Annotated in this window: 20 protein-coding genes; 9 read left to right on the forward strand and 11 right to left on the reverse strand. The window is 74.6% G+C overall.

What is annotated here, in order from left to right:
• Positions 1 to 49: 49 nt before the first annotated feature.
• Positions 50 to 280: a hypothetical protein gene (locus ACFP3R_RS23310; RefSeq protein WP_380638504.1), complete on the reverse strand. Its 231-nt coding sequence runs from the start codon at positions 278 to 280 to the stop codon at positions 50 to 52.
• 1,123 nt (positions 281 to 1,403) lie between these two features.
• Here ACFP3R_RS23310 and ACFP3R_RS23315 point away from each other — a divergent pair.
• Positions 1,404 to 2,405, forward strand: a complete 1,002-nt coding sequence (locus ACFP3R_RS23315) for a hypothetical protein (protein ID WP_380638505.1) — start codon at positions 1,404 to 1,406, stop codon at positions 2,403 to 2,405.
• A 225-nt stretch (positions 2,406 to 2,630) separates the two neighbouring features.
• Here ACFP3R_RS23315 and ACFP3R_RS23320 read toward each other — a convergent pair whose 3' ends face one another.
• Genes ACFP3R_RS23320 through ACFP3R_RS23335 form a run of 4 tightly spaced genes read right to left on the reverse strand, consistent with a single transcriptional unit; the run spans position 2,631 to position 5,260 of the window.
• Positions 2,631 to 2,789, reverse strand: a complete 159-nt coding sequence (locus ACFP3R_RS23320; RefSeq protein ID WP_380638506.1) for a DUF6760 family protein — start codon at positions 2,787 to 2,789, stop codon at positions 2,631 to 2,633.
• Complete coding sequence (locus ACFP3R_RS23325; RefSeq protein WP_380638507.1) at positions 2,786 to 3,256, reverse strand: hypothetical protein; 471 nt, start codon at positions 3,254 to 3,256, stop codon at positions 2,786 to 2,788. Before ACFP3R_RS23325 ends, ACFP3R_RS23320 begins: the two co-directional genes overlap by 4 nt.
• Entirely contained in the window at positions 3,253 to 3,693 is a 441-nt protein-coding gene (locus ACFP3R_RS23330; protein ID WP_233815714.1) for a phage tail protein, read from the reverse strand. Before ACFP3R_RS23330 ends, ACFP3R_RS23325 begins: the two co-directional genes overlap by 4 nt.
• Before the next feature lie 43 nt (positions 3,694 to 3,736).
• Positions 3,737 to 5,260 carry a phage tail sheath family protein gene (locus tag ACFP3R_RS23335; protein ID WP_380638508.1) on the reverse strand — a complete coding sequence of 508 codons (1,524 nt, stop codon included), beginning with the start codon at positions 5,258 to 5,260 and terminating at the stop codon, positions 3,737 to 3,739.
• Positions 5,261 to 5,524: 264 nt separating this feature from the next.
• Between ACFP3R_RS23335 and ACFP3R_RS23340 the strand changes: the two genes are divergently transcribed.
• Positions 5,525 to 6,364 carry a hypothetical protein gene (locus ACFP3R_RS23340; protein WP_380638509.1) on the forward strand — a complete coding sequence of 280 codons (840 nt, stop codon included), beginning with the start codon at positions 5,525 to 5,527 and terminating at the stop codon, positions 6,362 to 6,364.
• A gap of 82 nt (positions 6,365 to 6,446) precedes the next feature.
• Here ACFP3R_RS23340 and ACFP3R_RS23345 read toward each other — a convergent pair whose 3' ends face one another.
• The 5 genes from ACFP3R_RS23345 to ACFP3R_RS23365 form a co-directional block, all read right to left on the reverse strand.
• Positions 6,447 to 7,088, reverse strand: a complete 642-nt coding sequence (locus tag ACFP3R_RS23345; RefSeq protein WP_380638510.1) for an eCIS core domain-containing protein — start codon at positions 7,086 to 7,088, stop codon at positions 6,447 to 6,449.
• Between the two features lie 28 nt (positions 7,089 to 7,116).
• Complete coding sequence (locus ACFP3R_RS23350; RefSeq protein WP_380638574.1) at positions 7,117 to 9,183, reverse strand: AAA family ATPase; 2,067 nt, start codon at positions 9,181 to 9,183, stop codon at positions 7,117 to 7,119.
• Between the two features lie 92 nt (positions 9,184 to 9,275).
• Complete coding sequence (locus ACFP3R_RS23355) at positions 9,276 to 9,965, reverse strand: Pvc16 family protein (protein WP_380638511.1); 690 nt, start codon at positions 9,963 to 9,965, stop codon at positions 9,276 to 9,278.
• A gap of 25 nt (positions 9,966 to 9,990) precedes the next feature.
• Entirely contained in the window at positions 9,991 to 13,029 is a 3,039-nt protein-coding gene (locus ACFP3R_RS23360) for a hypothetical protein (protein ID WP_380638512.1), read from the reverse strand.
• A gap of 223 nt (positions 13,030 to 13,252) precedes the next feature.
• Positions 13,253 to 13,876 (reverse strand): helix-turn-helix transcriptional regulator, encoded by a 624-nt coding sequence (locus ACFP3R_RS23365; RefSeq protein WP_380638513.1) that lies wholly within the window; start codon positions 13,874 to 13,876, stop codon positions 13,253 to 13,255.
• A gap of 167 nt (positions 13,877 to 14,043) precedes the next feature.
• Between ACFP3R_RS23365 and ACFP3R_RS23370 the strand changes: the two genes are divergently transcribed.
• The 7 genes from ACFP3R_RS23370 (at position 14,044) to ACFP3R_RS23400 (ending at position 23,305) form a co-directional block, all read left to right on the forward strand.
• Positions 14,044 to 15,363 carry a COG1470 family protein gene (locus ACFP3R_RS23370; protein ID WP_380638514.1) on the forward strand — a complete coding sequence of 440 codons (1,320 nt, stop codon included), beginning with the start codon at positions 14,044 to 14,046 and terminating at the stop codon, positions 15,361 to 15,363.
• Positions 15,364 to 16,018: 655 nt separating this feature from the next.
• A complete protein-coding gene (locus ACFP3R_RS23375; RefSeq protein WP_380638515.1) occupies positions 16,019 to 17,161 on the forward strand; it encodes a SagB/ThcOx family dehydrogenase in 1,143 nt (380 codons plus the stop codon).
• Positions 17,158 to 18,252 carry a SagB/ThcOx family dehydrogenase gene (locus ACFP3R_RS23380; protein ID WP_380638516.1) on the forward strand — a complete coding sequence of 365 codons (1,095 nt, stop codon included), beginning with the start codon at positions 17,158 to 17,160 and terminating at the stop codon, positions 18,250 to 18,252. Before ACFP3R_RS23375 ends, ACFP3R_RS23380 begins: the two co-directional genes overlap by 4 nt.
• Positions 18,249 to 20,093: a S9 family peptidase gene (locus ACFP3R_RS23385; RefSeq protein ID WP_380638517.1), complete on the forward strand. Its 1,845-nt coding sequence runs from the start codon at positions 18,249 to 18,251 to the stop codon at positions 20,091 to 20,093. Before ACFP3R_RS23380 ends, ACFP3R_RS23385 begins: the two co-directional genes overlap by 4 nt.
• The gene (locus ACFP3R_RS23390; protein ID WP_380638518.1) at positions 20,080 to 21,339 is read left to right on the forward strand and encodes a tetratricopeptide repeat protein; all 1,260 of its coding nucleotides are present in this window, start codon (positions 20,080 to 20,082) and stop codon (positions 21,337 to 21,339) included. The genes ACFP3R_RS23385 and ACFP3R_RS23390 overlap by 14 nt, the downstream gene beginning before the upstream one ends.
• Complete coding sequence (locus tag ACFP3R_RS23395) at positions 21,339 to 22,697, forward strand: MATE family efflux transporter (RefSeq protein ID WP_380638575.1); 1,359 nt, start codon at positions 21,339 to 21,341, stop codon at positions 22,695 to 22,697. Before ACFP3R_RS23390 ends, ACFP3R_RS23395 begins: the two co-directional genes overlap by 1 nt.
• Entirely contained in the window at positions 22,694 to 23,305 is a 612-nt protein-coding gene (locus ACFP3R_RS23400; protein WP_380638519.1) for an O-methyltransferase, read from the forward strand. The genes ACFP3R_RS23395 and ACFP3R_RS23400 overlap by 4 nt, the downstream gene beginning before the upstream one ends.
• Here ACFP3R_RS23400 and ACFP3R_RS23405 read toward each other — a convergent pair.
• Positions 23,284 to 24,489: a tetratricopeptide repeat protein gene (locus ACFP3R_RS23405; RefSeq protein ID WP_380638520.1), complete on the reverse strand. Its 1,206-nt coding sequence runs from the start codon at positions 24,487 to 24,489 to the stop codon at positions 23,284 to 23,286. The two genes, ACFP3R_RS23400 and ACFP3R_RS23405, sit on opposite strands and share 22 nt — an antisense overlap.
• Between the last annotated feature and the right edge of the window lie 31 nt (positions 24,490 to 24,520).

Below are 24,520 nucleotides of genomic sequence, written 5' to 3' on the forward strand. Positions count from 1 at the left end.
GCTCCTTGGTCGGGTCGGCCTGGGCGGGGCCTGGGGTCTGGCGCCTGGGCTAGCGGCGGCGGTCGTGCAGTCGGCCGGCGCGCTCGCGGCCCTGGCGCAGCTCGGCGCGCAGCAGTCGGCCGACCGGTTCGAGCAGCCTGCGAGCCAGGTCGTCGAGGTCGAGGGGGACGGCGGGCCTGCCGTCGTCGCCGCGCTCCTCGGTCCGGGGCGGGGTGGCGGGATGAGTGGCGGGGTGAGTGGCGGAGTGGGGTGGGGTTGGCTGGTGGCCTGGTGTGTTCACCGGGTGCTGCGGCGTTGGCTGCTGCTGTGGCTGCTGTCGCTGTGGCCGTTGCTGCGGGGTGGTCGTCCCGGGGTCGTTCCGGGTCCGCTGCACCACCGCGTCCGACGTCCACCGCACCACCGGGACGGGCTTGGCGATGGGCCCCGGAGCGGTGGAGGTCCGGTGCCGGGTCGGAGCCGTCGGCGCGCCGTCGGGGTTCGGGTGGGCGATCGGCGGGAGTGTCGGGCCGCTGTCGAGGGGGCGGGGCGGGGTCGGTCGCACCACCGCTCTTCCGCTGTTCCCCGGCGCGGGCGGGTCGTCGGTGTGCCGCTGGACGTACGTGGTCGAGGTTGCTTCCGGAGCTGTTGCCCGCTGCACGGCCGTGGGTGGTGCTGTCGCTGGTGCCGGGGTCGGACCGCTTTTCCGGATCGTGCCCCGCTGCACCGGGTCGGGCTTCGCGGACCTGCGGCGGCTCACCGCCGGCGATGCCCGGTCGGGACCAACCGGTCCGCGAGCCACCGGCTTCACCTCGGAGCGCCCGAACCACCGCGTCCTCGGGGACGCCTCACGGGAACCGGTCGCCTTCGGCACGCCGCCTCCCGCACCGCCTCCCGCGCCGGGGTCCGCCCGTCGCCGGGTCGCCGGTGCGGGGTCCGGACCAGCCGGTTCCCGCCCAGCACCCGGCCACTGCGGGCGCACCACGCGCCGCGCCGCCGCGCGCTGCACCGGCTGGGGCAGGCCCGTGCCGGTGTTGGTGGCGAGGGGCCGTTCGGCGATCAGGGGCAACACTCGTGGGCGCGGTGCCTCGTCCTGAGGAGTGGTCCGGCCGGGGTCGGGCACGGCCGACCGCTGGACGGTGACCTGCCCGAGCGACGGCAGGCGGGTCATCGGGACCACCGGCAGTCGGACCGGGCTCGGGGTGGCCGGTGCCCGGCCTGGCGTGGGCGCGGGGCCGGGCCCCTCCGCCGACGTGGTGCTGTCGAGGGAGCGCCGCACCGGGCGGTCCAGCCCCAGCGGCGGCACCACCTCCGGGCCGGAGGGCCGTGCCGGGTCGTCACCCGCCCTGCCGCTCTGGAGCGACCGACGTGCCTTCGCCGTGTCCGGTGGTGCCGCGGTCGACGGCAGTTGCGAGAGGGGTTCACCGATGCCGGTGCCGGTGCCCCGCCTGGGCCGGGTGGTCGGGTCGGGCTTCGGGGCCGCGCTGCGCTGCACCACCGGTGGCGGGCCTCCGGCAGGCGATGATGCCGCCGGGTGGTCCTTCGCACCGGACAGCGCACCGGACTGCGCACCGGCGGTCGGCGGTATCGCCGTCAACGGCTCTCCCAGAACCGGCGCGGACCGGGGTGCGGTCGATGCCGACCGCACAGCGGACTCGGCCGCCTCAGCGGCCTTGGCGGTTTCGGCGGTTTCGGCCGCCTTGGCGCTCTTGATGCCCTCGGTTCTCTTGGCGGCTTCGGCGCTCTTGGCGGCCTCGGTGGTCTTGGCGGCCTTGGCGGCCTCGGTATGCCTGGCGGTGTTGGCGACCTGGGCGGTGTTGGCCGAAGCAGCAGGTTCCGGCCGCTCCCCCATCCCGGCCGGACCCTTCGGCAACGCCACCCCGACCACAGGGAGCGGCCGAGCCGGCGTCACCGGCCTCTTGGCGACCGTCAGCGGTGGCCGAACCGGTCGCAACGGAACCGGTCGCGGCCGCACCACCTCGGCAGTGCCGGCCGCCACCTCACCAGCCGCCCCCGGCCCCGGCACCGCCGCACCGGCAACCGCGCTCCTCTGCACCACCGGATTCGCACCCGCACCGGCAGCTCCCGGCGTGACAGCTCCCGACGCGGCAGCCGGTGAACCGGCAACCCGGGTTCCAGAAGCCCGGGACCCCACCGCCTTCGGACCCGGTGCCCCCGACCCCACCGGCCCGGCCACCGGCCCGGCCACCGGCCCGGCCACCGGCCCGGCTGCCTGCCCCGCCTCCTGGCCCGCCACCTGCCCCGCCGCCTGTCCGGCCACCTCCCCGGCCTCCTGCCCGGCCCTCAACCGCCAGGCCACCAGCAGCGGCCCGCCGCCCGAGTACCGCGACCGCTCCGCCACCTCCGCGCCGGTCACCCCGCCGATCAGCCCGGACGGGGCGCTCGCGCTCACCGAGTGCCCCAGCTGACCCACCGACCGGTGGTCCCGCCACGAGGTCAACCCGTCCCGGAACCGCAACCCGTCCCCGACCGCGACACCGCCGGGCCGGATCACCCCACCCAGCGGCGGCAGGGCGCGCCACCCCCCGTCCCACGCGGGACGCGCCGGACCGCCCGGAGCGGTGACCGGCGCGGCCACCGGCCCCTCCTCCGCGCGCTTCCCGCGCCGCAACCGGTCCCAGATCCCCACCGGGTCACCTCCCCTCGTTCACCCTCGTGTTGATGCGCGCGATCTCGCGGACCCAGCCCTGGCGCTCGTGGTGCTCCAGGTCGAGGATCTCCTCGCGCGGCCAGTGGAAGTGGTAGGCCACGTACGCGACCTCTTCGAGCAGCCGGTCGGCCGCGTACGTCACGATTCCCCCAGGCGGCCACCGGCGAGGTCGACCTCGAACGCGGTGCCGCACGAGGGGCAGGACACGCCCGCCCTGGTGTGGCCCTCGCTGTTGATCCGCCGGTAGAAGTCCTGGAGGAAGGCGATGTCCGTGGCGTACATCTGCTCCACCACCCCGGCGTGGACCTCGCGGACGCCGCCGAGCTGGGTGATGACCTGGCTGAGCAGCACCACGCTGAGGTAGCCGGGGTTCTCCTTGACCCGCAGGTCGATCTGGGGCCGCAGCTCGTCGCGGGCCGTGGCCAGGCGCATCCGGCCGTGCCGGTGCACCACGCCGTCGGGGCCCACGTAGCCCCGGGGCAGCTCGAAGTCGAACTCGGTGCGCAGGCCCCCGCGCCCGCTCGGAGCCGCCGCCGTCGCGCGCTCCGGTTCGTCCCTGGGGTCGACCAGCTCGTCGAGCTGGTCGAGCGCGATCGTCCGCCGCCTCATTCGACCGTGATCTCCTCGAACACGAGGGTCACCTTCTCGGTGGCCGCGCTGGACTCGCCTGCCTTGAACGAGGGGCCCTCCCACTTGCTGGCCCACGCGCGGTAGAGCGTCATGCGGCGGACCGTGTTGCCCTCGGTGTCCTTGACCTCGATGGTGATGTCCTGCCGGGCCGCGGTGACCGCGCCCTTCTCCAGCGTCTCCTTGAGCCAGTTGGTGAACGTGACGCTCTGGTCCAGGCCCCTGGTGAGCGTCACCTCGCCGCCCTTCTGCGCGCCGGGCTGCTTGCGCAGCACCGGCTTGCCGGTCTCGGTGACCTGGGAGACCTCGACCACGTCCTCCTCGACGGTCAGCCCGCTGACCTCCTGGAGGGACTCGACGGTGAACCCGCCGAGCTGGACACCGAAGATGTGGGTGGAAAGAGCATCGCCCTCTGCCATGGGTGGTGCCGCCTCTCTGGTTCACGCGCCCCCTCGGGGCGGCTCATTCGCTGACGAGGCTGGTGCTGTCGGAGAACTGCGCCAGCTGGAAGACCACGAACTCGGCGGGCTTGACCGGGGCCACGCCGATCTCGCACACGACCTGGCCGAGGTCGATCGACTCCCGGGGGTTGTTCTCCCGGTCGCACTTGACGTAGAACGCCTCCGCGGGCGTGCGGCCGAACAGCGCGCCCCGCCGCCACTGCTCGGTGAGGAAGCCGGTGATGTTGCGCCGGATGCTGGCCCACAGGCGGTCGTCGTTGGGCTCGAACACCACCCACTGCGTGCCCAGCAGGATCGACTCCTCCAGGTAGTTGAACAGCCGCCGCACGTTGAGGTAGCGCCAGGCCGGGTCGGAGGACAGCGTGCGGGCGCCCCAGACCCGGATGCCGCGGCCGGGGAAGGCGCGCACGCAGTTGACGCCGATCGGGTTGAGCAGGTCCTGCTCGGCCCTGCTGATGTTGATCTCCAGGTCCACCGCGCCGCGGATGACCTCGTTGGCGGGCGCCTTGTGCACGCCGCGCTCGTTGTCGTTGCGGCTCCACACGCCCGCGATGTGCCCGGCGGGCGGCACGAGGGTGTTGCGCCCCTTGGCCGGGTCGAAGACCTTGATCCACGGGTAGTACAGCACCGCGTACTTGGAGTCGTAGTTGGACCCCTCCACGCGCCAGGCGCGGACCTTCTGCGCGGTGAGCCCGGGGGGCGCGTCGAGCAGCGCGACCCGGTCGCCCATCTGCTCGCAGTGCGAGATCATGGCCAGCTGGACGGTCTTGACGCCCTCCAGGTCGATCAGGCCGCGCCGGTAGGCGCCCATCAGGTCCGGCGCCACCACCATGGTGACCTCGTCGACGCTCTCCAGGCCGCCCACGCCGGTGCGGGCCTCCGGGTCGCCCAGGTACTCCCGGGCGTCCAGCTCGGCCAGTGCCTTCCCCGGCTCGGGGGTGGTGGGCAGCGCCACCTGCTGCTTGTCCGGGCGGGCGAGCGCGCCGCCGGACCGCTCGGTGACCCGGATGAGCCCGGACCGCTCGGACACCTGCGTCACGACGTAGTTCTTGACGTTCTTCTTCGTGGAGACGTCGTAGGTCTCCACCACCTTGCCGCCCTGCCTGACCACCAGCTTGAAGCGGTCCTCCGGCTGGTTCTCGCCGTCGGCGTCGGCCACCTCGACCGAGAGGTCCGGCCCCGCGCCGGGCAGCGCCGCCACGTGCAGGCCGCCCAGCTCGGCCGGCGCGGGCGCGGGCGGCTCGGCGTCGGCGTCCGTCGCGGCGCCGCCGACGAGCACCACGTACGCCGCGCCGCCGCCGTTGGCGAAGTAGCCGTAGACGGCGTGCGGCAGGTAGGCGTCCTCGGTGAAACCGCCGAAGAGCTGGACGTACTGGTTCCAGTTCGAGACCAGCGTCGGCCGGTGGAAGGGCCCCTGCTCGGCGAAGCCGATGAAGGCGGCCACCGCGGTGCCGACACCCTCGATCGGGCGCGCCCCGGACTGGACCTCCTCCACGTAGACGCCTGGTGAGAGGTACTGCGGCATGGTCGCTCCCCTGTCTCGTCCGCTCTGCGGTCCTCGGCTGCCCCACCAGCCTGCTGCGGGCGCGCCCGCGCGGGCAGGTCCCGCGGACCCCGGCCGGGGGCAGAGCCGTTGCCCGGAAGGACATCCGCGGCTCCCTGGGCGCGGTCGCGGGCCGCTCGGGCAAGCGCCCTGCCCGAGCCCTGCCCCCGATGTCCTTCCGCACCCGCACCCGGCGCGGATAGGCATGTGGTCAGGTGCGCCATTCGAGCTCGGACGGAGTTCTCCATGCACAGTCACCAACGCCCGAAACGACCGAAGCGCCCGGCGGGGAACGCGCGGCAGGCCGACGAGGCGACCGAGCGGGTGCCGGCGGCCGGCCCGTCCCCCACCTCGCTGTCCCCGACCTCGCTGCCCGTGCTCCAGCGCGCGATCGGCAACGCCGCGGTGGCCAGGATGGTGACCGACCGGCAGGACGCCGACCCGGCGCACCGGCACGACGGGCTGTCCGTGCAGCGCGCCCCGTCGGCGGGCGGCGACAGCTCCTCGCAGAAGTCCGCGCAGCCGACCTACGCGTTCGCCGACGTGAAGGGGGCCAACCCGAGCCTGTGGACCGACCTGGACGACAACTACTGGGTGGGCACCGGGCCGCCGCCCGAGCAGTACATCGTCCAGGTCGAGCAGCACTGCGGGTACATGGCGACCTACTGGTTGACGCACGGGCACGGCACCGGCGGGCTCCGGTTCGCGGACCTCGACGAGGCCGCCCGCGTCCTGGCCTCCGACACGGTGCGCCGGTGGGGCGCCGCGGGCGGGCGGCAGGCCCAGGTCGACCACGCCGCCGCGGCGATCGGCGGTCACCCCGTCTCGCGCCAGAACCTCGACAGCGACGCGGCCACCGGCAGCCTGCCCCCGGGCACGCTGATCTGGTTCGGCAACGACGCGCACGCCGAGGCCGCCGTGGTGACCTCGTCGGGCCAGTTCCTGATGTACGACCCCAACTCCGGCGAGACGACCGTGCGCGACGCCAACGGCTTCCGCGGCTACATCGCGACCAGGAACGCGTTCGTCGTCAGGCCCGGCGCGAACGCGGACCCCGCCACCTGCAAGTGCTGCGTCATCATGTGACCCGCGAGCGGCTCGGGCGGCGGGTCGGACCGGTTGGCCCGACCCGCCGCCCGAGCCGGGGTCGAGCGGGTCCGGCCGGTCGCTAGCCCTTGCCGAGCACGTGCCGGTGCGCGAGGTCCGGGTCGTCCCGCAGGGCCTCGTCGGCGCGCTGCTCGGCCTGTCGCTCGTGCCGGTCGGAGGGGTGGCTCAGGCGCGTCCCGTCGCCCTGGTCCGTGCCCTCCACCGAGCCCTCGCGCTGCTGCCTCACGTGCTCCGCCTCGTGCAGCAGCGTCTTCCAGTTGAAGGACCCGGGGGTGAACACCATGTCCTCGCCGGTGGTGTAGGCGCTCGCGCCCAGGTCCTCCGCCGAGCGGGCCGCGGCGTCGTCGGTGTGCACCCGCACGTCGGACAGGTCGACCCCCGTGCGCGCCTCGGCCTCCGCCCGCACGTCGGCAGGCAGGCGGCTGCCGGGCCGGTTCACCACCGCGTCCACGGCGGACCGCTGCACCGGGTGCGCCGCCGCGTCCTGCGCCTCGCGGGCCTCCTGCGCCTCCTGGGCCTCCCGCATCCCCCGCACCCCGCGGGCCGAGGCGATCATGCCGCTGGTCGCGGCGTTGCCCATCGAGCGCTGCAACCTCAGCACCTCCTCCGCCCCGCCCACCGCGGCCTGCTCCTCGGGGTCCTGCCGGGCACGGCCGGCACGGCGGTGGACCCCCTTCTCCGGTTCGCTGTGGTGGGCGTGCATCGGAACCTCCGCATCGGGGTCGGACGGGTCACCGCGGCGCGTGCCACGGCCCGAACTCGCTCTCCAGCAGGAGCCGGCCGAGCTTGCGGTACTCCTGGCGCACCGACGTCACCACGTCGGCCATGGTCACCGGGCGGTCCGCGGCCGCCGCCAGGTACGCCGCGGTCACCGCGCAGGAGCGGATCGACCCGCCGGCCAGCTCGAAGCGCTCGGCGCAGAACGCCAGGTCCAGGTCGTCGGACCGGGGCGCCGCGGGGCCGAGGCACCGGTCCCACAGCGCGAGGCGCTGCTCGGCGTCGGGCACCGGGAAGTCCGCGATCACGTCGATCCGGCGGGTGAACGCCTCGTCCACGTTGGACCGCAGGTTCGTGGTCAGCACGGCGATGCCGTCGAAGGACTCCACCCGCTGCAACAGGTAGGCCGACTCGACGTTGGCGTGCCGGTCGTGGGCGCTCCGCACCTCCGACCGCTTGCCGAACACGGCGTCGGCCTCGTCGAACAACAGCACCCCGTGCACGCCCGCGGCCTCGGTGAAGATCCGCTCCAGGTTCTTCTCGGTCTCGCCGACGTACTTGTCCACCACCGTCGACAGGTCCACCACGTACAGGTCCATGCCGATCTCGGCCGCGACGACCTCGGCGGACATGGTCTTGCCGGTGCCCGACTCGCCCGCGAACAGCGCCACCACGCCGCGACCGCGACCACCGCCGGGGCGCATCCGCCACTCCCCCAGCACGCGCTCGCGGTGCCGCGCCCGCACGACCAGCTCGGCCAGCTGCTGCCGGGTCTGCGCGGGCAGCACCACGTCGTCCCAGCCGACGGCCGGCACGATCCGCCTGGCCAGCCGGTCCAGGCCGGCCCCGTTCTGGGCCCGCACCCCGGCGCGCACGTGGTCCAGGCCGACCGGCCGGCCCTCCACGGTGGCCAGGTCCGCGGCCACCGCCACCGCCCGGTCGACCTCCCCCGGGCCGAGCCGGTACCCGGCCAGGTCGGGCAGGAACGCGGGTTCGCCGCCGAGCGCGCGCGTCCACCAGGCGGCCCGTTGCGCGGGCAGCGGGGACCCCACCGGCACCGACAGCACCGGCCGCGCGGTCCACCTCGGGTCCCAGTGCCCCCCGCTGTGCAGGACCACCGGCAGGTCGCCGGCCAGCGCCACCAGCTCCCGCAGCAGCCGCACCCGCTCGGGCACCAGGGGCTCCAGCGGGCCGAGCACGACGCCCGCCCCGCGCAGCCGGGCCTCGCGGACCACCGCGGCGAGCTCGGGGTGCTCCCGGTCGGCCAGCGCCGCCACGTCGAGCACCACCGCGCCCCACCCGGCGGCGGGCAGCGCGGCGACCTCGCCCAGCTCCGCGTCGCCGCCCGCGGCCCGCAGGTGCACCGGGGTGACCCCCGCCCGCAGACCCGCGCCGAGGGGTCCGGGCAGCTCCGCCACCGGGGCGTCGTCGCGGGGCACGAGGCGCGCGAGGCCCGCCACCGCCGGGTCGGGCGCGTCGTCGCCGAGCAGGTGGGCCACCACCCGGTCGGGCGGGCGCAGCGCCCGGGACAGCGCGGGCGCCCCCGGGTCGTGCACCTCCAGCAGGCCGCCCGCCACCAGGGGCGAGGTGGCGGTGAAGCGGAAGCGCCCCGGACCCGCCACCGGCACGCCGCACAGCCGGAGCGCCAGCCCCACCGTCGCCCGGCGGCGCGTGACGTCGTCGTTGAGGTAGCCGTAGAGCCGCTCGAAGCGCGCGTCCACGTCGGGGGCCATCGCCACGAGCAGGAACTCCACGTCGACCGGGTCGAGGCCGAAGTCCCGGGCCAGCGCGGTGAGCCGGGGCCCGGGGTGGGGCACGAGCGCGGCCAGGGCGTCCAGCTCCGGGTCGGGTAGGGGCGCCTGGAGCGGCGGCTGCCGCGGCGCGGCCAGCACCGCCTGGACGGCCTCGGGGGTGAGGTAGAGACCGCGGTAGGGGTCGTCGGGCGCGGGGTCGGTGGCGCGCCGCGCCTCGACCGCCCGCCGCACCCGCCACTCGACCGCGCTCAACCGCGCCCACAGGTAGACCAGGTCCGCGCTCTCCGGGGCCCTGGGCGGGGCGGGCACGGCGTTCCCGGCGAGCACGGCGTTCCCGGCGAGCACGGCGTCCCCGGCAGGCACGGCCTCACCAGCAGGCACGGCGTCCCCGGACAGCGCCGGGTCGACGACCAGCCCGGTCACCGGATCGCCCCGCCGCGACGCCGCCGCGGGCCCGGCACGGGCCGGGGGCGGGTGGCGGCGAACCCGTCGCCCGCCGCGGCGCCCGGCCCCTCGTAGCGCAACCGGCGCGAGCGCTCGCCGGCCTGCGCCGCCGCCTCCAGCACCACGCCCTCGGTGACCGGCGGCCCGGCCTGCGTCCACTCGCCGGCCAGCGGCGCGATGACCTTGAGGTCGATGGACGGCTTGAGCTCGCCACCCAGCGCCGACCACATCTCCGAGGTCGCCCGCCCGTCCGGCGGCTGGGCGGAGTTGAGGATGACGCCCAGCCCCAGCTCCGCCAGCGTGCCGGTGAGCCAGTCGTTCGCCATCCGCTCGACGCGCACCAGGCACGCCAGCACCTCCGACAGCAGCCGGTGCTCGTCCTGCGCCCGGTTGGTCCACGCCGTGACGAGGTAGGCCAGCTCGAACCACCGCGCCGGGCCGCGCCACCCGGTCAGCACGCCCTCGTCGTCGTGGACCTCCGCGCCGCCCGCGTGGCGGCGCATCACGTCCTCGCGGATGTCGTGCAGGAACACGTTGACCGTGGGTGCGTTGCGCCGCGCGGACCAGTCCTTGGTTGGCGCGTCGAACGACAGCTCACCCCCGCCGCCGGGCACGCCCGCGGCGGTCAGCATCCGCCGGATCGCCTCGTCCACCTCGTGGATCACGGCCACCTCCTGCTCGTCGTGGGGCTCACCGGCGCGACACCATGTCCGGCGGTCCGATGGACCCGGCGACCACCAGGAACGGTGTGGTGGCCGGGCTGAAGCCGGGGCCGGTCGCGGTGATGGTGCGCGGCCCGGTCCGGTCCTTGGCGAGGATCAGCAGCTGCGCGGTGAACCGGCCGTCCGCGCGCGGGACCGTCGGCGCCGCGGCCGCGGTGATGCCGGGCGACCAGTCCAGCCGGACCGGCGTGCCGGGCGGGAAGTCCTCACCGCGCACCGAGGTGACGAACCCGGGCTCGCCGATCGGCGGCACGGCCACGATCCTCGGCCGGAGCACGGTCATCGGCGCGGCCGCGGTGTTGTCGGCGGGGTTCGCGTCGGTGCCGGTGGTGCGCAGCACGCCGCGCACCTCGGTCCGCACCGCCGCGTCGGGCGCGAGCACCACCCGCACGACCTGCGTGGCGCCCACCGGGAGGTCGGGCAGCGCGCAACTGGTCGGCGCGCACCCCGGCGGCGGGGTCGCCACCGGCACCCGCGCGGGCAGCAGGAGGTCCAGCCGCAGGCCGGTGGCCAGGGCGCCGCCCCCGTTGCGCACGGTGTAGGTCACCACCGCCCGGCCGCCCACGTAGGACGGGTCGGGCTGCACCGCGACGGTCAGGGCGGGGACGGGCGGGGGTGGCGGCAGCGTGGCCGTGGTGGTGGTCGTGGACGGGGGTGTCGTCGTGGTCGTCGGCGGCTCGCCGACGGTCAGCACGGTGTCGTCGGCGTTGTCCGAGGGCAGCGCGTCGAGCACGGCGCCGGCGACCGACCAGCCCAGCCGGTGCGCTCCCGGCACCACGCCCACCACGTCGGCGACCACCTCGACCGACGCGCCGGGGTCCAGCACGCCGAGGTCGCAGCGCGGTTCGCCGGCCGCGCACCCGCCGCCCGGCGTGCGCAGCCCGACCAGCCGCAGCCCCGTGGGCACGGCCGCGGTCAGCGCGGTGCCGGGCGAGGCCGCCGGGCCGCGGTTCCGCACGGTCACCGGGATCGAGGCGGTCCCGTCCGCGTCGACCGACGCCGTCGGCGGCGCGTCCACCGCGAGGTCGACCGACTGCTGCCAGGTGGGTTCCTTCTGCCGGCCGGGCAGGTCGGTGGCGACGCGCTCCAGCACCCCGGTGGCGGGATCGAGCACGGCCAGCTCCTCCGGCGAGCGGGCGTCGCCCTGCCGCCGGGTGGTCAGCACGATCCGACCGTCCGGGGCGAACGCGGCGTCGCGCGGCTGGAACGGCCCGGCCGGGGCGTTCACCGGCCCGGCGCAGGAGCCGCCGCCGAGCAGCACCTCGCAGCCGAGGTCGGCCGGCGTCACCCGCAGCAGGCCGTCGAACTCCCGGTTGAACACCAGTTCGCGCCCGTCCGGGCTGAACGCCGGGCTGTCGTCGGTGACCCGGCAGTCGCCGCCGCACACCAGCGCGCTCAGGTCGCGCTGCCCGTCCAGCGCGCCCGCCCGGGTGGTCCAGATGTGGTTGTCGCGGACCTCGCCGGTCGGGCCGTCGGTGGTGGTGCCCCTGGTGAACGCGATCGTGGTCCCGTCGGGCGACCAGGAGGGCTGGGTGTCCTCGCGCTCCGCGACCTCGGGCGGCGGTCGCAGCACACCGGCCACCGCGCCCGTGGTCGCGTCGACGACCACGATCCGGCTCGCGGAGCCCTCCGGCCGCACCCCGCCGGGTGAGCGGCGCGCGAAGGCGATGAACCGGCCGTCCGGCGAGAAGGTGGCGTCGAACTCCCAGTCCGCGGGCTGCCGGTCGGCCACCGGCACCAGGCGCGGGTTGCCCCCGTCGGCGTCGACGAGCCACAGGCGCTGCACCCGCAGTTCGCCCTCGTCCTCGAACCGGCTCAGCAGGATGCGCCGCCCGTCCGGCGAGTAGGACTGGCGGTGCGCCCACGGGTCGAAGCCGGGCCCGGGGTGGAACAGCAGGTTCGGGTCGTCGACCGCCCCGGGGTCCTCGCGCAGCACCGCCACGCCCAGGTCGCGCGGGTCGGACCCGTCGGGGCGGATGTCCTGGAGGGTGGCGGTGAACCAGGTCGGGGCGCTGGTGCGGGAGACCAGCAGCCGGGGTGCGGGGCCGTCGACCTGCCAGCTCGGCGAGCTGAGGTGCCGGTTCTCCCCCAGCAGGAGGTCGGGCGGGGCGGTGAGCGGCAGTCCCGGCGCCGTGTCGGCCCGGTAGACCTTCACCGCGTTGGGGTCGGCCGGGCAGGAGCAGGTCTGGTCGAGGCTCAGGAACAGCAGGCGCGAGCCGTCCGGCAGCCAGGCGGGCCAGTGCCCGCGCCACGCGGCCTGGTCGCCGCCCAGCAGCGGGGTGCCGACCCCGGTCCCGGTCAGCACCCGGACCTGCGGCACGTCGCCCACCCACAGCGTGTAGGCGATGCGGCCGTCGACGGGGTTCCACGCGGGCTCGCCGGCGTCACCGGTGGGCTCGTCGGTGACCCTGGCGCCGGTCCCGCCGGTCACCGGCACCCGGTAGACCTCGCGCCCGCCGTCGCGGTCGCCGGAGTAGGCGACCTCCGTGCCGTCCGGGGAGAACGTCGGCCACGACTCGTCCGAGCCGGTGTCGGTGAGCTGCCGCGGCTCGCCGCCGTCCACGCCGACCAGCCACAGGTCGCCGCGCGAGCCGAACACCACGGTCCGCAGGTCGGGCGAGAGCTGCGGGTGCGCCGCGTCGTGGCCCTCGGTCAGCCTGCGCACGCCGCCGTCCGCGGCGCGCACGTACACCTGGGGTCGCGGTTCGTCGCGCAGGCTGGTGAACACCAGCAGGTCGCCCCGGGCGGACACGTGGTCGTCCTGGTGGACCGGCCCCTCTCCCGTCACGGGCTCGGTCGGGCCGAGCCGGTCGGGTTGCGGGTCGACCGCGTAGCCGAGGCTGCGGTGCCCGGTGCCCGCGTAGGCGATGCGACCGGACACCGGCTCACCCGGCTGGCCGGACGCTTCGAGGGGGTCGGTGACACCACGCACCACCGCGATCCCCCCGCACGCCACCAGGACCGCCGCGACCGCGGCGAGGGTGCGGGTACGCGCCCTTCTGGACAAGGTTCCACCTCCGGTTGCGGGCCTGTCGCAGGCGATCGTCGCCGCGGGCGGCGGGCGCCGGGGAGGTCCGGTCGGGCAGGGTCCGGGAAGACCCCTGGGCTGTTCGGGCAACGGGGTTCGGTTGTGGGGACGGCGGTTGCGGGGGCTGCGGTTTGGGGGCGGCGGTTTGGGGAGGCGGCGGTTTGGGGGGCTGCGGTGCTCGGGACGGCGGTTCCGGGAGGGCTCAGATCAGGCCCTGGCGCATCACGTAACCCACGGCGTGGGCCCGGTTCCGCAACTGGAGCCGGGTGGTCACCTCGTGCAGCACGTTCTTCACCGTGCGCTCGGAGAACGACATCCGCGTCGCGATCTCGGCGGTGTCGTACCCCTCCGACACCAACCGCAGCATGTCCGCCTCGCGGGTGGTCAAAGTGGACAGTGTCGGCCCGTTGGGGTCGAGCACGCCGCGCTGCAACCGGCTCACGTGGTCCAGCAGCCTGCCCAGCAGGTCGCCCGGCAGCACCGCCTCGCCCCGGGCCAGGGCCACCGCGGTGGCCACCAGGCGGTCCTGGTCGGCCTCGGCGCGGCGGACCACCGCCACCACGCCGCAGTCGATGGTGGTCTGGAGGGCGTCCTGGTCGAAGCGGCCGACCACGACCCCGGTGCGCGTGCCCGACGAGCGCCGCAGGCGGCGCAGCAGCGACGCCGCCGCGTCGTCGACCTCGTCGACCACGACCAACGACACCTGCGCGCGTTCGTGCTCGCGCGGGTCGAGCACCTCGACCTCCGGTCGCGGGCGCAACTGGTGCGTGACACCCGTGCGCAGCACCGGGTCCTCGGCGTACACCGCGACCGGTATCCTCGTCATGACCGCCTCCCTGGCGAGAGCGGGACCGCCCCGGCGGTCCTCGTGCCGCCATCCTGCGCACCCGGCGCGGACCGCGGGGGGCGCGGAGGTCGCCGGTGCACTTGTTTGCCCGCGGTGTGCCCTTTCCTCCCTGACGCGGGGGTTCGGCCCTGCCTACCGTTCGACCGGTGACCACAACGACCGAATTCGGTCTCCCGACCGTGGTTGTCACGCCCGGTTCGGAGGCGAGCACGAAGCTGACGGTGCGCAACGACGGCGACATAGTCGAGGCGTACGAGTTCCAGGTGGTGGGCGAGTGCGCACCGTGGACCTCGGTCGAGCCCGCGCGGCTCTCGCTCTACCCCGGCACCTCCGAGCAGGTGACCGTCCTGCTCCGGCCGCCGAGGTCGCCGGAGGTGCGCGCGGGCGAGGTGCCGCTGGGCGTGCGCGTGCTGCCGGCGGAGCGGCCGGAGTCGGTGGTGGTCAGCGAGACCACCGTCGTCGTCGAGCCGTTCCTGGAGCAGCGCGCGGAACTGGTGCCCGAGCGACGCCGCGCCTGGCGCAGCGCGCGCTACCACGTCGAGGTGCGCAACGAGGGCAACACCCCGATCGCGGTCGCCCTGGTCGCGGCCGAGTCCGACGACCGGCTGCGCGCCACCGTGCCCGCGCGGCCCGAGCCCGTCGAGCCGGGGACGCTGGTGGAGCTGCCGGTGCGGGTGCGCGTCGGCAAGGTGCTGTGGTTCGGCGCGCCGGTGCCGTGGCCGGTGCGGTTGACCGCCGGGTCCACGACGCCCACCGCCCTGCCCGCCTCGGCCGAGGCCGCGCGGGCCGAGGAGCTGGAGGGCGAGTTCCTCCAGCTGCCGGTGTTCCCGAAGTGGCTGCTGGCGTTGCTGGCGCTGCTGCTCGCCCTGCTGCTGGCGTGGCTGCTGCTGGTCCGCCCGGCCGTGCGGAGCGCCGCCCGCGAGGCCGCCGACGACCGGGCCGCGGAGCTGGTCGAGGCCGGTGAGCAGCAGGCCGCGGCCCAGGAGCCGCCCGCCGGGCAGCAGCAGGACGGGCAGCAGGACGGGCAGCAGGCCGGCGAGCAGCCGCCGGGCGGTCGGCAGCAGGGGCAGCAGGGGCAGCCCGGCCAGGGCGACGCCACCGGCGTCGGCGAGCAGATGTCCAACACCATCGAGATCCGCACCAACACCGGCGACCAGGGCACCGGCAGCTACGTCGTGCCCGCCGGGAAGGTCTTCCGCATCACCGACCTCGTGCTGGCCAACCACCAGGGTGACGAGGGGGTGCTGACCATCGTCTTCGGCGAGCGCACGGTGACCACCATCGCGCTGGAGACCATCCGCAACCAGGACTACCACTGGGTGACGCCGATCGACGTGCCGGAGAACAGCGCCGTCAGCGCGACGGTCACCTGCGCCAGGCCGGGGACCCCGGCCAGCGGGCGGCAGGCGCCGAACTGCCTCCAGCTGCTCAACGTCAGCGGCGCGCTCGCGGACGTGCCGCGCTGAGCGGGCGGGGGGGTGACCGGTGGTCGGGCCCGTCGTGGTCCGGGTCCGCGCCGGGGCCGGGTCGATCCGTCGACCCGGCCCCGGTTCGTCGTGGTCCCGGTCGGGTGGGACGGCCCGGTTCGGCAAGCCGATGTCGCGACCGCTCCCCGGTAGCCGGCCCGAGCGATCCGTTCGCGAAATTCGCCACCGAACGTGACGAATACGACACGGGGCGATACGGCGGTAGCCGCAAAAAACGGAAAAGCAAATGATCACACGCCCCATTTTTCCCTTTTTCACCGCCCTCCGGCCCATTACTCCGACTCCTAACAGACCACCGGTGACCCCTTCGGAGTACTATTCCAAGTGAACCCCGGCACCACAGCTCCCGAGCCCCACCAACACCCGAGAGCCCGCCGACTTCCTTGACACGGTTCTTATCGCCGGGTCAGCATTGGCTCGGCCGCATCACCGGCCGCCCCCGATAACGAAGAAGGTGATCTCTGTGCACGAGACGGAGACGGTTACCCCCGAGATGGACGTCGTCGAGGAAACCTCGGCCTACGACGTGATGCTCCTCCAGAGCAGCGCGTACTGACGTTCCACCACAGTTAACCGCGTCGTGGTGTCGGGCTCCGGAACCGGCACCACGGCCGCCGGACGACGGAGGAAATCAATGCGCGTACGTTTGAATCCAGCCGTCCGGATGATCCCGCCCTCGGCGGTCGACGGGGCGCGCTGGACCGCGGAGCACCTCCTGGAGAGGAAGCGCTACACCCTGTCGACGCCGGCGGCCGCGATGCTCGTCGCCGCCTGCCGCCCGCAGGAGCTGGAGGAGCTGGCGAACGGCATGACCGAACGCGGCGGCCCCTCCGTCGAGTGGTTCGGACTGGCCGATTCCCTGTACCGCCGACACCTGGTCGTGGAGGTCGGGGAGATCGACCGCGATCCCCGGCTGGCCTGGCTGGTCACCCTGCGCCGAGACTGGAGCAGGTTCGGCTGGCACGAGGCGGTCGAGTACCACGCCCTGGCGTTCGACTACCCGTGCGTCGACTACTCCGAAGGCGTCGCCATCACCACCGATCGCGACCGGATGCGTGGTTACCAGGTCGACGAACCGGACACCGACCGGTTCAAGACCACCTACCTGGATCAGCCCGGGACACCCCTCCCGATGCCCGACCGGAAGATGATCACGACCACCGCCCGCGCGTTGTGGACAAATAACACGAACGGTCGAAAAACGGAATTCGAGCAACTCGGAACAGCCCTGTCGCTGGCCTTCGGCGTAACCGGGCGACTGGTTCCCATAACCGATTCCGCTCCCTTGATCCGCCGCAGCAGCCCATCCGGCGGAGGGCGCAACCCCTCCGAGGGCTACGTCATCGTGCGCGACCTGGCGGGAATCGAGCCGGGGGTTTACCACATCACCATCGAACCGTTCGGACTGCGCCGGTTGGACGTACCGCCGCTCACCGCCGACGACCTGGCGGAAATTTTTCCCGAAACCATGCGCAGATTCCCCTTCGACACCCGCGCCCTGGTGGTGATCACCAGCCTGTTCGAACGGAACATGTACCGCTACCGCGAACCCAGGACGTTCCGCACGGTGCACATGGACGCCGGCCACATCGCGGGCGCGTTGCGCATCGCCGCCCGCTCGCTGGGGCTGACCGCCGGGATCTTCTACTGCGACGCGGCCGACCAGGTGGAGCGCGTGCTCGGCCTGGACGGCATGGAGGAGGGCTACATGGTGACGGTGGCGGTCGCGGACGGCGCGGGCGACACGGACGCGGGCGGCACGGCGGTGTCCGCGTGACGGCCCGGGAGACGGCCGACACCGAACCGTGGCCGATCGGCTTCCGCGTCAGACCCGCCGTGGACCCGACCTCACCGAGGGTGGAGGTGGCCGACACGGTGACCGGTCGCCGGTTCCACTGGACGCCCGAGGCGCTGGCTGACTACGTCCTGCGCGGCGGCGGACCCGACGCGCCGCGCGGTGACGGGAGCGCCTGGCGCACGGTGGTGGACGACGCCCGGGACCGGGACCACCTGCTGCCCGGCTGGCTGCACTGGAAGGAGCGCTCCTGGTACCCGTCCGACCAGTACTACGTCGCCTCCCGCCGGTGGGACTTCGCCGACACGGTCGACACCGACGAGTCGATCCGGACCGGCACCGTGCGCGACTACCTGGCGCACGACGGACCACCGCCCGCCGAACGGCTGCCCGACGGACCGGTCGCCCCCCTCGGGCCGCCGGCGCCACCCGGCGAGCAGGACGTGGCCACGCTGCTGGTCACCCGGCGCAGCGGCCGCGCCTACGTGCCGCGGCCGACGCCGCTGGCCCGGTTGTCCGGTCTGCTCTGGCACGGTTTCGCCGAGTTCCGCGCGCGGCGCGAGCGGACCGGCCCCTCCTCGCCGATGTCCTACCTGGACAGCTACGGATCGGCCTGGGACGTCCACCTGTGCGTGTTCGACGTGGCCGGTCTCGACCCGGGCACCTACCGGTACGACCTCGTGCGCCACGAACTGATCGGCATCAAGCCCGGCGACCACCGCGCGGCGGTGGAGGACGTCCTCCAGGGGATGCGCTCGCCCGCGACGGCCGCCTGGACGCTGGGCCTGGTGGCCGACGTCCCCCGCTACCAGTGGCGGTACCGCCACGAGCACGGCCTGCGGCGGCTGTACCTGGAGGCCGGGATCATCGCGCAGGAACTGCTGGTCCTCGGGATGTCCTACGGGCTGAGCACCCTGGTGACCCCGGCGCAGAAGGACAGCCCGTACCTGGCGCTGCACGGTTTGTCGGCCGACCGGTACGCGCCGGTGTACACGCTGACCCAGGGCATGTCGCGGGGGGCGGCCGGCGTCCACTTCAACGGCGAACCGCTCGAACAGCACGGTGCGCGGTGAGCATCGACGCCACGTCGCGCGCACCACTGCGCCACCTGCTGCTGGAGGGCGAGCGCAACACCTGGCCGCGGCTGTCGCCCGACGGCCGGTCGGTGGTGTTCGTGCACACCACCGACGCGGGGCCGGAGCTGTGGCTGCACGGGGCGAACGGCGCGCGGCGGCACCTGATCTCCCACCACGGCGAGACGATCGGCGACCTGCGGTGGACCCCCGACGCCTCCGCGCTGCTCTACCGGCACGCGCCGCGCGGGCGGGAGCGCTGGGCGCTGTCGCACCTGCGGGCGCCCGACCTCACCCCGTCCCCCCTGGTCGAGGACGGCTCGGTGATCGAGTACTGGCTGTCCCGCACGGCTCCGGGGGTCGTCGTGCACAGCAGCCGCACGGCGGCCGGCGTCGGCCTGTTCCGCACGAACCTGGACGGGGGAACCGAGCGACTGGGCGACCAGGCGGGCTTCCACCGGCTGCTGGTCGACGGCGACCTGCGGTGGCGCGGCGGCGTGCGGCTCGCCGAGGACGGCTCCGTGCGCGTGCTGCTCGGCCCCGACGCGGACAGCGCCCGGGAGGTCCTGGCCATCGGCGTCGAGGGGGCCGCGGACCTGTCCGTCCAGGGGTTCAGCCACGACGGCCGGCGGCTGTACCTGCTCACCAGCGACGGCGCCGCGACCAGGCGGCTGCTCTCGGTGGACGTGGGGACCGGCGAGGTCTCGACCGTGTTCGCGCACCCGGGCCTGGACGTGGAGAGCTACCCGATCGCGGGCGAGGGGGTGTGGTTCGACCCGGTCGGCGGGGAGCCGGACGTGTGCGCCGTCCTGGGGCAGCGCCTGGGGTACCACGCCCTCACCCCCGGCCCCGAACCGGTGCTGGCGGGCCTCACCGCCGATCCGGACGTACCGGGCGTGATCATCGACCGGAGCGCGGACGACCGCACCTGGCTGGTGGTGGACGTGCACGACGACGCGCCGATCGAGTACCGCCTCCTGGCGACCGGCACGGGCGTGAGCACCCCGCTGTTCGCCAACCGGCCGGAACTCCTCGGTCGCCCGCTGGCGCGGCTGGAGGACTTCGGGTTCACCGCGCGCGACGGCATGCCCGTGCCCGGGTACGCGATGCGGCCGAGGCACGGCGAGCCGCCGTTCCCGACCGTCGTGCTCGTGCACGGCGGGCCGGCCGGGCGCGACTGGTGGCGGTTCCACGCCGAAGCCCAGTTCCTCGCCGAACTCGGCTACCTGTCCCTGCACGTCAACTACCGCGGTTCCCGCGGCTTCGGCAAGGCGTTCCGCACCGCCGGTGACGGCGAGTGGGGCGGGAAGATGCAGCAGGACCTGTACGACGCGGTGGAGGAGGGTGTCCGGCGGGGGCTCGTCGCCCCCGACCGCGTCGCCTTCCACGGCTCGTCGTACGGCGGCTACGCGGCGCTCCTCGCCGCCTGCACGCGGCCGGACCTGGTGCGCTGCGCGATCGCGATCAGCGCGCCGTGCGACCTGGTGGCGCTCACCGCGGAGCCGCCGCCGTACTGGCAGGCGCTCGCCGTGCGGCTGCGCCACCAGGTGCTCCAACCGCACCAGGGCCCGCCCCTGGACGCGGAGGAGCTGCGCTCGCGCTCGCCGGCGCACGTCCTGGGGCCGGACTGCGCGCCGCTGCTGGTCGCCCACGGCGTACGCGACCCGCGCGTGGCCGCCGCCGGGGTCGACGAGTTCGTCAGCCGCGCCAGGGGGTTCGACGTCCCCGTGCGCCACCTGCGTTTCGCCGACGAGGGGCACCACGTGAGGGCCAACGCCAACCGGAGGGTGCTGTTCGCCGAGATCGAGGAGTTCCTGGAGGTCCACCTTGCCGACCACTAGCCTGAAGCTGCAACGCCGCTACACCCGCAGCGACCCCCGTGGCCTGTTCCCCGGTTTCACCGGGATGCCCGAGCTGGAGCACAACCGGCTCGCGGCGTTCTGGCGGCCGATCGTGGACATGGCCGACAGCGAGGTGGCGCCGATGCGGCTGCGCGCGGTCCAACCGGTGTCGGAGTGGTTGGCCGACCCCGTCGAGGGCCGCTGGTCGTGGTTCGCCATGATCGGCGTGGCCGGTCTGCGGCACCAGGTGCTGCGGCACGCGGGCCTGGCGGAGTACGACTGCCGCGAACCCGCGGGCCTGCCACCGGAGCTGCGCACGCCGCAGTGGAGCCGGCTGGTCGAGTCGATCCACCGCTTCGACTCGCTGACCCCCTACGCGCGCGCCCTCGTGGTCTTCCAGCTGGCTCAGCTGTCCTACTGCCAGTACGTGTTCACCCTCGCCGGGCTCGTGCGACCCCAGGGCGACCCGGTGCACGACCGCTACGCCTACGAGGTGGCGCGGGTGCACGCCCGGTACCCCGGTCACGCCGACCAGGCCCTGGGCGTGTTCGCCGAACTGGCCACCACCTCGTCCGACCCGCTGCTGGCGCTGCTGGCGTGCGCGCAGGGCGTCGGCCACGCGATCCGCGCCGGCGGGCAGGTCGCGGTGGCGCGCGAGTTCGAGGGGTACGGGGAGGCCGTGCTCGACCGAGGTCTGCCGGACACCTGGCACGGCAGCCTGGTGCGCAGCCGTTACCACCGGGCCCTGGCGCTGCTGCGCCTGACCGAGCGCCGGGTCGACGACATGCGCGTGGCGCTGGCCGCCGCGCTCCGGCACGACGAGGAGCTGGAGCCGGCCCACCGGACCGGCACCGATCGCACCGTCGCCCTGGAGAACCGCCGCATCCTGCTCGAATCGCTGATCAAGGCGGCGGCGCGGGCCGGTGACGACGAGTCCGCCGAGCGGACCCGGGCGTACTGCGCCGAGCTGCACGGGCTGGACCCCTACTGCGTCGAGGTGCGCCTGGTCATCGGTGACGGGTATGCGGCGATCGGGGATTACGGGGGTGCGGCGCGGTGGTACTCGGCGGCGGGTGAGTTGGGCACGGGTTCGGGTGCGGTGGGGTGGTTCCGGGCGGCGCAGTGCCTGGAGCACGTGGGTGATCGGGGTGGTGCGCTCAACGCGATGGGACGCTGCCTGGAACTGGACCACACCGCCGTCGAAGCCCGCGACTACCTCGTCCACGCGCGGACGGGGGCCGCGTGATGGTGGCCGAACGCGTCGAAGGCGGTCGGCGCACCACCCCGGCCGCGAAGCAGATCGCCGTGCTGGGCCTGCCGATGCTGATCGGCGCGCTGTCCTCCTCGCTGACCGGGGTCGTGGACACGGCGATGATGGGGCGCTACGGCGCGGCGGACCTGTCGGCGGTGGCCGCCGCGTCGGCGGTCTTCGACGTGCTGTCGAGCGTCGTGCTGGCCTCGGTGACCGGCCACCAGATCCTGGCGGCCCGGTTCGCCGGGCGGGAGGACCCGCCGGGCCTCAGGCGGTCGCTGGTCGACTCGGCCCGGTTCTGCGGCGCGGTCGCGCTGGCGCTGACCGCGGTGTGCCTGCTGGCCGGCGGCGTGTTGACCCGGCTCGTGTCGGGCGGCGACGAGGGGTTGGGCGCCATCGGCGCGGACTACCTCGTGGCGCGCGGGCCGACACTGCTGCTGCTGGTGCCGTTCGCGCTGCTGGCCGCGACGTTCAACGCCTACAAGCGGCCCGGGTTCGCGCTCGTCGCCGGGATCACCGCGAACGTCGTCAACCTGGGCCTGGACCTCCTGCTGATCCACGTGCTGCGGTGGGGCGCGGTCGGCAACGGCGTGGCGACCACGGTGTCGTGGCTGGTCGCCCTCGGGGTCCTGGTGGTGTCGACCCGGCGGTTCCGCCTCGCCGAGCTGCTGTCGCGGCCGGGACCGGGCACGCCCGTCGACTTCACCACGTCGGTGGTGGGGCTGGGGTGGCCGGCGATCGTGTCCAACGCGCTGGACTACCTGAGCACCGCCCTGTTCTTCGCCGTCGTCGGCGGGCTCGGCGGTGCGGCGCTGGGCGGTGGGCGGATCGCGTTCGAGGTGATGGTGCTGCTGTTCGCCGTGGGCAGCGCGTTCGCGGCGGCGGGGCGAATCCTGATCGGCCGCGCGATCGGCGCGAACGCCCCGGCCGAGGCCGCCTCCCTCTGGCGGGCGGGTCAGCGCGTGCTGCTGGTGCCGGCCGTCGCGCTGGGCCTGGTGCTGGTGCTGGCGCCCGGTGCGGTGGCGGCGGTGTTCACGTCGTTCCCGGACGTGGTCGACGCGGCGGCCGCGGCGTTGCCGCTGGTCGGCGTCTCGGTGCCGCTGCTGGCGTGGACGCTGGGCAACGTCAACGCGCTGCGCGCGCTGGGGCGGACCAAGCAGGACATGCACGCGAACCTGGTCTCCGCGCTGGCGGTGCAGCTGCCGCTGGGTTGGCTGCTCACCACCGCGGTGGACTGGGGGGTGACCGGCGCCTACGTGGGTGTGCTCGGCTACTGGCTGGCTCGCGCGGTGGTGACGGAAGTGATGGCGCGCAGGCTGATGCGCACCCTTGGCGAAGGAGCGGGCACATGACGTCCACCGACGATTTCGTCTACACCGACCTGCCGCCGGCCGTCCCGGCGCTGTCGGCCAAGGCCCAGGCGATCGCCGACCGCGGGCGGTGGCGGCTGTCGTCCGAACCCCGGACCGGGGCCCTGCTGCGCACGCTCGTCGCGAGCAAGCCGGGTGGTCTGGTCCTGGAGGTCGGCTCCGGCGTCGGGGTCGGCTCGGGGTGGCTGCTCGACGGCATGGACGCCGAAGCGCGGCTGATCACGTTGGAGGTGCACGTCAGGATCTCCGGCGTGTGCCGCGAGGTGCTGGCGGAGGACCCGCGGGCCGAGGTGATCACCGCCGACGCCACCGAGTGGCTGGCGAACTACTCGGGGCGGCCGTTCGACTTCGTGTTCGTGGACACCACGATCACCAAGTTCGACCGGCGCGACCTGCTGTGGCCGCACCTGGCCGACGGCGCGCTGTTCGTCGCCGACGACCTGCTGCCGGGGGACACCTGGGCGCCCGACCACCCGGAGCGGGTCCAGCGGTTCCGACGCGAGATCATGGCCGAGCCGGACCTGCTGCCCGTGCTGGTGGACTGGGCGTCCGGGCTGGTGATCGCGACCTACCGGCGGCCGTCCAGGTAGTCGCGGGCTTCGACGGCGGTGTGGTCCAGTTCCAGGCAGCGTCCCATCGCGTTGAGCGCACCACCCCGATCACCCACGTGCTCCAGGCACTGCGCCGCCCGGAACCACCCCACCGCACCCGAACCCGTGCCCAACTCACCCGCCGCCGAGTACCACCGCGCCGCACCCCCGTAATCCCCGATCGCCGCATACCCGTCACCCGCCAGCAGCAGGGCCTCGACGCAGTGCGGATCGGCGGCGACCAGCTCGTCGCACCGGGCGCGCACGTCGTCGCCGCCGATCCGGACGCTCAGCTCCAGCAGGTACCGGCGGTTCTCCGCGGCGACCACCGCGTCCACCCCGGTCCGGCCGGCGAGGGCCGCGTCGTGCCGCAGCGCGGCGCGCAGTTCCCGACGGGCGCCCCCGCGGTCGCCGCGGGTCAGCTCCAGCAGGCCCACCGCCCGGTGGAACCGGCTCCTCACCAGGTGGGTGTGCCAGCCGTCGTCGAGGCCGGCGACGGCGGCGCCCCTGCGCCGGAACCACTCGCCCTCCGCCGGGTCCGCGTTCCCGCGCAGCACCCGACCGAGCCCCTGGAAGCAGGCGGCGAGCACGAGCCGGGGATCGTCCTGGACCGACGCCATCTCCCGGAACGCGGCCGAGGCGAAGGCGTTCTGCCCGGGTACCCGGGCCCGCACCCGGATCACCTCGTAGGCGTACCGGTCGTGGCCCGGGTCTCCGGTGGGGGTCACGTCCCCGGCGAGCCGCACCGCCGCGGCCGGGTAGGACAGCTGGGCGAGCAGGAAGACCACCAGCGCCCGACCGGCGAAGTCCAGTTCGGCGAACCGCGCCATCGCGTCGAGCAGCGCGTTCCACCGGGGGGAGCGCAGGTCCTCCGCGAGGTCGCGCGGGTCGCGGCAGTCGTAGTGGTCGAGACCGGCGTGCCGCAGCACCTGGTGCCGCAGGCCGGGCACCCCGATCATGGACAGCCACACCCAGCGGCCCGGCGCCGGGTCGGCCAGCCGGTCGGCGAGCACGGGCACGGCCCGCAGCCGCAGCGGCGCGAAGGGGCTGTCCGCCATGTCGATCAACGGCCGCCAGAACACCGCGAGCCGGTTGTGCTCCAGCTCGGGCAGCCCGGTGCGCACCGGGAACAGGCCGCGCGGGTCGCTGCGGGTGTAACGGGGCTGGATCGCCAACTCCGGCATGACACCAGCGTCGGGGATCGCGGACCCCGGG

It is taken from the genome of Saccharothrix lopnurensis, assembly GCF_042658445.1.
Lineage (GTDB): Bacteria > Actinomycetota > Actinomycetes > Mycobacteriales > Pseudonocardiaceae > Actinosynnema > Actinosynnema lopnurensis.

Coding starts and splice junctions, on each gene's coding strand:
- ACFP3R_RS23315 (WP_380638505.1), top strand. CDS start 1,404: ATGCCGGTGCCGGTGCCCCGCCTGGGCCGGGTGGTCGGGTCGGGCTTC.
- ACFP3R_RS23325 (WP_380638507.1), bottom strand. CDS start 3,256: ATGAGGCGGCGGACGATCGCGCTCGACCAGCTCGACGAGCTGGTCGAC.
- ACFP3R_RS23330 (WP_233815714.1), bottom strand. CDS start 3,693: ATGGCAGAGGGCGATGCTCTTTCCACCCACATCTTCGGTGTCCAGCTC.
- ACFP3R_RS23335 (WP_380638508.1), bottom strand. CDS start 5,260: ATGCCGCAGTACCTCTCACCAGGCGTCTACGTGGAGGAGGTCCAGTCC.
- ACFP3R_RS23340 (WP_380638509.1), top strand. CDS start 5,525: ATGCACAGTCACCAACGCCCGAAACGACCGAAGCGCCCGGCGGGGAAC.
- ACFP3R_RS23345 (WP_380638510.1), bottom strand. CDS start 7,088: ATGCACGCCCACCACAGCGAACCGGAGAAGGGGGTCCACCGCCGTGCC.
- ACFP3R_RS23365 (WP_380638513.1), bottom strand. CDS start 13,876: ATGACGAGGATACCGGTCGCGGTGTACGCCGAGGACCCGGTGCTGCGC.
- ACFP3R_RS23375 (WP_380638515.1), top strand. CDS start 16,019: ATGCGCGTACGTTTGAATCCAGCCGTCCGGATGATCCCGCCCTCGGCG.
- ACFP3R_RS23395 (WP_380638575.1), top strand. CDS start 21,339: ATGGTGGCCGAACGCGTCGAAGGCGGTCGGCGCACCACCCCGGCCGCG.
- ACFP3R_RS23400 (WP_380638519.1), top strand. CDS start 22,694: ATGACGTCCACCGACGATTTCGTCTACACCGACCTGCCGCCGGCCGTC.
- ACFP3R_RS23405 (WP_380638520.1), bottom strand. CDS start 24,489: ATGCCGGAGTTGGCGATCCAGCCCCGTTACACCCGCAGCGACCCGCGC.